The following is a 9,346-nucleotide window of genomic DNA, read 5'->3' as shown; positions in this document are numbered from 1 at the left end:
CTACAAGGTGCTGCTCGAGCAGAACGTCATCCTTTCGGTGGTGACCGCGCCGCAACCGGTGGTGCCCGACAGCGACCGGGTCAAGATGGAGACGGTCAACGAGCTGTTCATGCGGGTGACGCTGACCTTCGGCTACATGGAGCAGCCGAACATCCCGCGCGCGCTGGCGATCTGCCGCAAGCAAGGCTGGAAGTTCGACATCATGACGACCTCGTTCTTCCTGTCACGGCGTTCGCTCAAGGCCTCGCCCAATTCCGGCATGCCGGTGTGGCAGGACCGGTTGTTCATCGGCCTGGCGCGTACGGCGGCCGACGCGACGGAGTACTTCCAGATCCCGACCGGACGCGTCGTCGAGATCGGAACGCAAGTGACGATTTAGGGCATGCCGCGGTTGAGAAGAATCGGTGCTGTCACATTGATTGAGCGGTAAGGAAATTCAGGTAGCAGCGCGCCCGGCACTGTAAGTTTCAGCGGCTTGATGCAGCGATAGCTGGCCGGGACGGCTGTCACGCTGTGGCGACACACGCGATTTTGTTCCAGATTTGCATGGGGCGTTACGCAGGTCTCGATGTTGAGCCGATGACAGCGCATTGCAGGGAAAGTGAGCAGGTCGGCAATCGGATCATGGATGGAAACGAACCGCTGAAGCTGGCGTGCCGACTTGAAGCGTTTCATGATCCTTTCGCGTCGTCGGGTCGGCTGGTGCGAATTTTCCGCTCGATTATTCAGGCCTGTGTGCGACCGGTGTTCGACGCCGGGCATGAGGTCGCGCATGGCGGCATCATAAGATCGGAGCTTGTCTGTGATCATGAGCCGTGGTGTCCGCCCTTGAGCTTTCAGCAACTTGCGCATCAGACGCTTTGCCGCCTTGGCATTTCGGCGGCTTTGTACCAGCACTTCGAGGACGAAGCCGTCCTGATCGACGGCACGCCAGAGCCACTGCTTCTTGCCACTGATAGCCACGACACATTCGTCGAGATGCCATTTGTCGCCCAGGCAGCCGGCTGATATTGATCTCCTGGGCGGAATGCCGTCCGAATTTCTCCGCGCAGCTTCGAACGGTCTGATGCGTGACGATGATGCCGCGGGCCGCCAGCATGTCCTCAACCATGCGCAGGCTGAGCGGAAAGCGAAAGTAGAGCCATACCGCGTGCGCAATGATCTCGGCGGGAAAGCGGTGGCGACCATAGAGCGGATCACGAGCAACTTCTGACATGCCCAATGTACGCACATCTTCATAAGCTGTCGGTTGTCTTTACGATGCCGCGCCAAGCGAGCAGCATCCGGCCGGCGGGGCCGACCCCGTCTCCCGGCCGTGAGCAGAACGGCATCGCGCAGGTGCCGCTTCATCCTCGACCGGCCAGCCTGCTTTGCCGTTACCGCCGCCGCCGAAAGCGCCAGGCGTTGCCGCCAGGCGCCGATCCGCCGGCAGCGGTTCGTTTCCACCGATGATCCGAGTGCCAACCAGTTCCACTTTCCCCCAATACCTGCGTAACGCCGCCATGCAAATCTGGAACAAAATCGCGTATGTCGCCGCAGCATGACAGCCGTCCCGACCAGCTATCGCTGCATCAAGACGCTGATATCTTTACAGTGCCCGCACGCCTCTCGCGCGCCAACGGCCAGTCGGGTGTCGCGAATGAGGCGCGCTGAAGCCATCCGGCTCAGCCGATCATGCCGCTTCGGTTGCCGGGTTCGAGGTCGTGGCCTCTGCCGCTGCGCTTCTAGCATTTGCGCCTTGGAGAGCTCTGCTTCAGCCTCGGCGAGGCATGGCTCGGCTGCGGTTCTCTGCCGCAGAAGGTCCGATTGCGAATTCTTGACGTTGTCACGACGTAGGCGAGCGGCCTTGGCGAACGTCGGATAAGCGAAATGATTGACATCGGAGATGCCGGCCTTCGTTTCCTCGGCGTTTAACTGGAAGTCCAGTTCTCGCGCCATGCGTTCGAAATCGGCAATCATGATGTCTAGCTGGTGCAACTGTCGCCGCTTCTCATTCACCTGAAATTGCTTCAGTCGGACCAGATTACCTCGTGGCTTCATGACTCGGTACTCCGGTACCCATTTCGTCCAATCAAACCGCTCTCTCCCCTTAACGTTAGGCCTACAGCGACTCTCACGTTTTCTGCTGCGAGCGGAAACATATTTTCCAAAATCCTTGGCCGATGGCTATGAGTTCAATGGCATCGACAAGCACGCGAGCGGGGGACTTAAGGGGCGGTAAAAAAAGGCGGAATAGGGCGATTTTCACAATGTCTGCATTGAACGCGTTGAGACCTGCGGCGGGCTTGACACACAAAGCAATCGTCAAGATTTGCGACATGGACGCCGGGGGGCATGAATACGCCCGCCGTCAGCTACACGCCCCCCGATTTCCGCCGCCTATTATCGCCCACGCGGTCTGGCTTTATTTCCGGTTCCGCTGAGCCTGCGCCTGGTTGAGGAAATGCTGCTGGAACGCGGCATCGTGGTTTCGTATGAGACAAGTCGCCGGTGGGGCATCAAGTTCGGGCTGGACTGCGCTCGCTGCTTGCGCCGCAAGCCGCCGTGCCGGAATGACGTCTGGTACCTGAACGAAGTGGTCGTCACCATCGCCCGGCAAAAAGCTTTGGTTGTGGCGCACCGTCGACCAGGATGGATATGTGCTGGACGAAATCGTGCAAAACCGCCGCAACACCAAGGCCGCCAAGCGCTTGCTGACGCGGCTGTTGAAGAAGCAGGGGCTCGCGCCGAAGCGCATGATCACCGACTAGCTGCGCTCGTATGGAGCGGCAAAGCGACAGGTGATGCCGGACGTCAAGCACCGGTCGCACAAGGGGTTGAACAACGGAGCGGAGAATTCCCATGTGCCGCCGCGAAAACGGGAGCGGATGATGCAGGGGTCCGATCGCCGGGAGGCCTGCAACGCTTCGTCTCGACCTTGTCAGCCCTCCGCAACCTATTCGTCCCGCCCCGCCCCAAACGTTCTGCTCTCGCCATACATGTTCATCGCCTCAGCGCGATGGCGCTGGTGATATCACGACGCGTTTGTACCGCTCGACCTACGCCACAGGTGCCGACGCTGTGACGAGCTTCATCGGTCGCGTGTCGAGTGACGGCACCGGGGACAATTATCGTCGACCGCAGTCCATTGCCCAGACCAAGGCGCTTCTCGGCGTCGGCACGATGGCAAATCGCAGCGTCACGATCTCGGCCGCTGCCCCTTCTGGCGGCGTGGACGGTGATTTCTGGGTGCAGCCGTAATGGCCCTTTACGTCAAAGCCTCCGGGGTCTGGGGGGCGGCCAGCGCCGTATGGGTGAAAATCTCAAGCCTCTGGACCAAGGCTCGACAGGTCTATGTGCGCAGCTCGGGCGTCTGGGAGGAAATGTTCCCGATAGATCTGGTCTTCAATGGCACTCACGAAGACTCGACTGCCACGACCGTTTACACCCACACCAGCATTCCGCTTCTTGTCGCGCCACACGCTAATCGTCGTGTCATCGTGACAACTGAGACCACTGACACCGAAAGTGCAGTGACCGTCAACAGTATGACGATTGGGGGTGTGGCTGCCACCCTTCTCGCTCAGGTGGAAAGCATCTTCAATTCTGGTGTGGTCTATCTGTCAGTGTGGTCAGCCCTCGTGCCAACCGGTACGACGGCAACGATCGTGACCACGTATAGTGAGAGCGTGTTCCGTGACTACATGTCGGTCTATACGACCACCAATTGGGATGGTGTGGTGGGCACTGTTGCCTCTGACAACAATTCAACGGGTGGCCTGACAACGACCGTCAGCATTGGTGCCCTGGGCGCAGCGATCGCAATTGCGGGCAACGCCATCAAGGGGGCATCGGCACTGCGACATGGACCGGGCTGACCCAACAGTTCTCAAACACACCAGTCACGAATAGAAACCACAGCGGAGCAATGGCCATAGCTACCGCCGCCCAAGCTGCCCTCACCGTAACCTGTGCCTACAGCACTACTCCAGCACTTGCCGCACTGCTGGTGGTTCCGCGGTGCGCAACTCCTGACTGGCGACGGCGTCGGCGACATGCCTTACGGACTCGTATTGCCAGAGCTTGTAATCGTCGACAAACCAGCCAAGTCGGCTCTCGATCGCCGTAGCAAGCTCGTTATAGTCGAGGCTGTCGAGGCCGAGATCCCGCATTCTGGTTGTCATCGACACCTCTACTTTTTCGGCAACTAGAGCGTTGAGGGTTTTGAGAACCAGTTGTTCAATTTCAAGTAATGTCATCACTAATACATGCCTTTTGCTCGCAGATTCAGGTAATGCAACCCTGATCGGGGCGCAACCCCCATAACGAGGTGTGCCGTTGAAACATGTTCTTGTCATTGACGATGATGCCGCAATGCGGCGCCTCATCGCCGATGCATGCCCTGAAGGTAACCGCAGTCCACGATAGCAAGCAGTTTGACTATGTTCTTTCACGTGAGCCAGTCGATCTCGTGGTTGTTGACCTTAACCTAGGCCGGGAGGATGGACTTGCGATCGTCCGCAATCTGGCGACAAAATCGGATGTTCCTATCATAGTGATCAGCGGCGACCGGCTTGATGAGGCGGAAAAAGTGGTTGCACTGGAGCTCGGCGCAACCGATTTCATTCCCAAGCCTTTCGGGATGCGCGAATTCTTGGCCCGCATTCGAGTAGCGCTACGCCAGCGCATTTCTAGTCCGCGAACCAGAGAGCAGCGCTCATTTCGCTTTGGGGCCTGGAAGCTCAGCGTGAAGCAGCGGCGACTGATCTGTGCGGAGCGTGGCGAGGTCAAGCTTACCGCATGTGAGTTCAATCTCTTGATCGCATTTCTGGAGAACCCCCGCAACGTGCTATCCAGAGAACGGCTTTTGCTCGCGAGCCGTGTGCGTGGAGAAGAGGTGTACGATCGAAGTATCGATGTCCTAATCATGCGCTTGCGCCGAAAGCTGGAGGCTGATGCGGCCAACCCTCGCCTGGTCAAAACATCCCGTGGCGCAGGGTACTTCTTCAACGCTGACGTAGATGTTAGCTACGGAGGCACGTTGGCCGCGTGACAGTGAGCTATGCTGGAGATTGGGGTGACGAGGCTGATCAAGCCTTCCAACAGTACCAGCCTGATCAATTACAGCGAGAGCTACCGGTCCGGAGATCGCATCAGCGCCTCTGTCGTCAAGAGAGCTGTTCTGCTTGACCCCAGCCATGGAGCTCAACGCCCCGCGTCGGAGCGCTCCCTGCTTCTGAAGGAAGCCATTAGGTCCGCTCGGGCTTGATCGGAGGCTTGGCTGATGGACGTCGTGGTTGCTTCGCTCAGTTGCCGCCCCATGGCGCGGCTTTGCGGATTATCAGTCCTCTGCCTCTTCGCCGGTCTCAACAGCGCTGTGTAATGTTCATTGTTTATGATGACGCCCCCGCTGTTCACGAGGTTGCTCCTGTCAAGTGTACTCGTCAGTCCGTCCTGGGCCTCACGCTTCTTGCCCAAGTGCCGTTCAAACGGCGCTGGCGCGACTTGTTGAGCTCGAGAGATGGGTCCCTGCTCTCCTGCGTGGCCATGAGCTTGTGCCGCGGTCTGCGCAGCGGCGTCCCCAATGGCACGAGCCTCCATGCCGACTGCGTCTTCCGGACGAGCAGCAAGGGCAATTTCGCGCCCGGGTGCGAACTTCCGGAGATGAGCTAGTGCACTGATCCTCCGGTTACCACCGGAGTTCACATAGCGCTTGGCATCTTCATCCAGCGACCCCTCGTGAAGCCGATCCGCAATCCCCGGCTTTTTGTTTTCATGCAGGTATTCACTGAAACGTATAAGAGTAGATCCATAGACCTGAATGGTACCGCGATTCGGCCCGGTCGCAGGCGCTTCTTTGTACTCTTTGATGAGAGCCGCTGTGTAATCTCTGATGAGCGCGGCGTCGGCAGGGTAGGGATTCCGGACAGGGCGGTCGACCACTGGCGCTCCGCCCGCCAACGTCTTGAGACGACCCAGTGCTCTAGCCACGATCGAGGGGCCACCCCTGCTCTCGTACTCCGAGGGGCCACCCCTGCTCTCGTACTCCTTGCGATCCTGATCCAGCGACGATTCGTCAAGCCGAGCAGCAAATCCCGGCCTGTTATTGTCAAAGAGCCAACGACCAAAGCCGAGAAGAGAATTTACATGGCGCTTGACCGTGCTCTCCTTGACCTTACCCGCGTAAGCTGACCTCAGCCCTTCGACAACGGTCGCATCGTTGGAATAGAGGGGACCCTTGTCGCGACCGGAGACCACTTTTGGGCGATCTGGCTGCACCGCCGCCGGCACAGAACGAGCATGGTCACGCAACTCGGACGGTGCGGGGGGATTCAGATCAACCACTGACGAATCCGGCGCATGATGATGGCGCGCCGTTGAGTGACCCGGCTGCAGCACCGAGGCACCCAGCATCGACCCACTGCCTCCGGCGTACGGCGCCGCGGCGTGTTCTTGTCCGCTCCCTTGCATCATGGGCTGCGCCTCCCATGGCAATGCACCCACTTGATGGGTGGGGGCCTGCATCAGCACGCGAGCGCCTGAATTGCCGATCTCGCTCAGCTGCTTAGCTTTCCCAGGGGGCTTCTCTGGCCGACCCAATGCCTTCTGCGGCCCGCTGTGCTGCGCAGCGGCGTCCCCAATGGCACGAGCCTCCATGCCGAGTGCGTCTTCCGGACGAGCAGCAAGGGCAATTTCGCGCCCGAGTGCGGCGGACGGCAGGAACTTCCGGAGTTGAGCTAGTGCAATGATCCTCCGGTCACCACTGGAGGCCTTATAGCGCTTGGCATCTTCATCCAGCGACTCCTCGTGAAGCCGAGCCGCAATCCCCGGCTTGTTGTTTTCAACCAGGTATTCACTGAAACGTCTAAGAGTAGCTCCATAGTCGTGAATGGTTTGGCGATTCGGCCCGGTCGCAGGCGCTCCCTTGTACTCTTTGATGAGAGCCGCTTTGTACTCTTTGATGAGCACGGCGTCGGCAGGGTCGGGATTCAGGGCAGCGCGGCCCACCATTGGCGCTCCGCCCGCCGACTCTTTGAGACGACCCAGTGCTCTAGCCACGTTCGAGGAGCCACTCTCGCGCTGGTACTCCTTGAGATCCTGATCCAGCAACGGATCGTCAAGCCGAGTAGCAAATCCCGGCTTGTTATTATCAAAGAGCCAACGACCAAAGCCGAGAAGAGAATTTACATGGTCCGTGACCGTGCGCTCCCCGACCTTACCGGCATAGAGTGCTGACCGCAGCCCTTCGACAACGGTCGCATCGTTGGAATAAAGAGGACGCTTGTCGCGACCGGAGACCACTACTGGAGGATCTGGCTGCACCGCCGCCGGCATAGAACGAGCATGGTCACGCAACTCGAACGGTGCGGGGGGATTCAGATCAACCACTGACGAATCCGGCGCATGATGATGGCGTGTTTCCCCGGGAACAACGTCCCGTACGAACACCGAGTCTGGGTTGCCTTGGTCCGGCGCGACTGGAGCCAGGGCTCTGTCGTGCAACGCTCGCGCTGACTGGCCGAGCCGCTTGATCCGCTGGTGAAACGTCCCAACGGGGCTTTCCTTAACCGCGTCTCGCGCCTGTCGGTCCATGAGTTCAAAGTTCGTGAGATAATTTGCCGTTCCAGATGTATCGTCACCCATGAGTCGGGTTTGTAGTGCCTGCCGATTGACGACGAGGTTGTTGAGGTTCAGGTCTGGCAGGTCTGGCTGCCATCTTTGCAATCGCCCAACCAGCGCCCGCGTGCCGTCCACCACGTAGACTCCGCAATCCCACTCGTTGCTCTGCTGGGCGATGCGGGGTAAGTCCACGCGGGTCTCCAGGCTGGCGCCCAGCCTTTCTGCGAGGTGTTTTGCAAGCTTGTCATGCCATCCGCTGACGGAGTCATAATGATAGGCAACCGGCCGTTCCCGGTCGCTGCGATCAACGAACAGCAGCGACCAATGTTTGCCGCGCTCCGCAAGAGTCTTACCGCCATCGCTCACTGGCACGAACAGGAAGTCGGCTGTGTCGTTACCGTTCTGATTATGGACGATGCGCTGGAATGCGCTTAGCTTGTCGCTCTCGGAGCCCAAGCGCAGATGATAATTGGCTACGAGGGGATCCACGAACCGCGTCCGGGCGGCGAGTTCTGGATTGTTCCCCTGCAACTCCTGCTCCAGGAGCTGGTAATCCCTGTGGATATGTTCGTCGCCTAGCAATTGCAATGCGCCGAGCACCCGCCCGCTGGGGTCGCCGAAAACACCAAAAAACCCTTCGACCGCGGGGGACATCCCCTCAGGAAAGAGCTCTGGCGAGGCGGAATTCCCCGCCCGCAAGCTGGGAGGAGCGAATTCCGGTGGCCTCAGTGGCACCTCCTCGCTTGGTAGCAGGTTGCTCCTGTCCTGTGCAGCGATCCGCTCGTCCGGCGCGCGCTGGTCGCCGTCGCGCCAGCTCAGGGGACGAAAGGACCCTGCGGGATCCGAGGCTTGGTGATGGGGCCCAGTTGGCACGAAAGACGATGCCAGAACAGCGTCGTCTTCATTAGCTTTCCCAGGGGGGAGATACTCTGGCCAACTGTATTCCTCCTGCGGCCCGCTGCGCTGCGCAGCGGCGTCCCCCTTGCTCTCAAGACTTTGAAATTTAAATGGGTCCCCGGGAGCAACGTCTGGCGCTGACTGGCCGAGCCGCTTGATCTGCTGGTGAAACGTCCCAACGGGGCTTTCCTTAACCGCGTCTCGGGCCTGTCGGTCCATGAGTTCAAAGTTCGTAAGATTATTTGCCGTTCCGAATGTATTGTCACCCCTGAGGCGGGTTTGTAGTGCCTGCCGATTGACGACGAGGTTGTTGAGGTTCAGGTTATCTGGCTGCGATTGCAATCGCCCAACCAGCGCCCGCGTGCCGTCCACCACGTAGACTCCGCAATCCACCACGTTGCTCTGCTGGGCGATGCGGGATACGCCCACGCGGGTCTCCAGGCTGGCGCCCAGATTTTCTGCGAGCTCTTTTGCAAGCGTGTCATTGCATCCGTTGTAGGAGTCATAATGATAGGCAACCGGCCGTTCCCGGTCGCTGCGATCAACGAACAGCAGCGACCAATGGGTGCCGCGCTCCGCAAGAGTCTTACCGCCATCGCTCACTGGCACGAACAGGAAGTCGGCTGTGTCGTTACCGTTCTGATGGACGATGCGCTGGAATGCGCTTAGCATGACGCTCTCGGAGCCCAAGCGCAGATGATAATTGGCTACGAGGGGATCCACGAACCGCGTCCGGGCGGCGAGATCTGGATTGTTCCCCTGCAACTCCTGCTCCAGGAGTTGGTAATCCCTCTGGATATGTTCGTCGCCTAGCCATTCCAATGCGCCGAGCACCCGCCCGTCTTTAGCT

The 9,346-nt window shown here is 59.4% G+C and carries 4 protein-coding genes and 6 pseudogenes; 5 read left to right on the top strand and 5 right to left on the bottom strand.

The genetic code is table 11. The features are described 5' to 3' along the window. Positions 1-379: KUP/HAK/KT family potassium transporter (locus tag NKH35_RS30125; protein WP_502907011.1), on the top strand; the 379-nt coding region annotated here is incomplete at its 5' end. A 215-nt stretch (positions 380-594) separates the two neighbouring features. On the opposite strand, the pseudogene NKH35_RS30120 reads toward NKH35_RS30125, so the two are convergent. The 3 pseudogenes from NKH35_RS30120 to NKH35_RS30115 all read right to left on the bottom strand — a co-directional run. Next, positions 595-1,216: pseudogene (locus NKH35_RS30120) on the bottom strand (IS6 family transposase); the annotation flags it as partial. Positions 1,217-1,242: 26 nt separating this feature from the next. Further along, a pseudogene (locus NKH35_RS32095) lies at positions 1,243-1,542 on the bottom strand (DUF1403 family protein); the annotation flags it as partial. Positions 1,543-1,664: 122 nt separating this feature from the next. After that, positions 1,665-2,040: pseudogene (locus NKH35_RS30115) on the bottom strand (flagellar export protein FliJ). Between the two features lie 294 nt (positions 2,041-2,334). Here NKH35_RS30115 and NKH35_RS30110 point away from each other — a divergent pair. The 3 genes and pseudogenes from NKH35_RS30110 (at position 2,335) to NKH35_RS30100 (ending at position 3,857) form a co-directional block, all read left to right on the top strand. After that, positions 2,335-3,064, top strand: a pseudogene (locus tag NKH35_RS30110) (IS6 family transposase). Further along, complete coding sequence (locus tag NKH35_RS30105; protein WP_352487759.1) at positions 3,061-3,240, top strand: hypothetical protein; 180 nt, start codon at positions 3,061-3,063, stop codon at positions 3,238-3,240. The pseudogene NKH35_RS30110 and the gene NKH35_RS30105 overlap by 4 nt, the downstream one beginning before the upstream one ends. Then, positions 3,240-3,857 carry a hypothetical protein gene (locus NKH35_RS30100; RefSeq protein WP_352539188.1) on the top strand — a complete coding sequence of 206 codons (618 nt, stop codon included), beginning with the start codon at positions 3,240-3,242 and terminating at the stop codon, positions 3,855-3,857. The genes NKH35_RS30105 and NKH35_RS30100 overlap by 1 nt, the downstream gene beginning before the upstream one ends. 105 nt (positions 3,858-3,962) lie before the next feature. Here the strand turns inward: NKH35_RS30100 and NKH35_RS30095 are convergent, their stop codons facing one another. Continuing rightward, positions 3,963-4,238, bottom strand: a complete 276-nt coding sequence (locus NKH35_RS30095) for an acyl carrier protein (RefSeq protein WP_023679571.1) — start codon at positions 4,236-4,238, stop codon at positions 3,963-3,965. A 79-nt stretch (positions 4,239-4,317) separates the two neighbouring features. Here NKH35_RS30095 and virG point away from each other — a divergent pair. Then, a pseudogene (gene virG, locus NKH35_RS30090) lies at positions 4,318-5,032 on the top strand (two-component system response regulator VirG). Between the two features lie 152 nt (positions 5,033-5,184). On the opposite strand, the pseudogene NKH35_RS30085 reads toward virG, so the two are convergent. After that, a pseudogene (locus tag NKH35_RS30085) lies at positions 5,185-9,336 on the bottom strand (Ulp1 family isopeptidase); the annotation flags it as partial. Positions 9,337-9,346 lie beyond the last annotated feature (10 nt).

Source organism: Mesorhizobium sp. M1143 (assembly GCF_040318435.1).
In the GTDB taxonomy this organism is placed as follows: Bacteria; Pseudomonadota; Alphaproteobacteria; order Rhizobiales; family Rhizobiaceae; genus Mesorhizobium.
The sequence above is the reverse complement of the archived record's forward strand: the minus strand, read 5'-3'. Positions and strand labels throughout refer to the sequence as shown.

What these genes read in the sequence shown, in the direction of transcription:
- NKH35_RS30100 (WP_352539188.1), top strand. Translation starts at nt 3,240, where the DNA reads ATGGCCCTTTACGTCAAAGCCTCCGGGGTCTGGGGGGCGGCCAGCGCC.
- NKH35_RS30095 (WP_023679571.1), bottom strand. Translation starts at nt 4,238, where the DNA reads ATGACATTACTTGAAATTGAACAACTGGTTCTCAAAACCCTCAACGCT.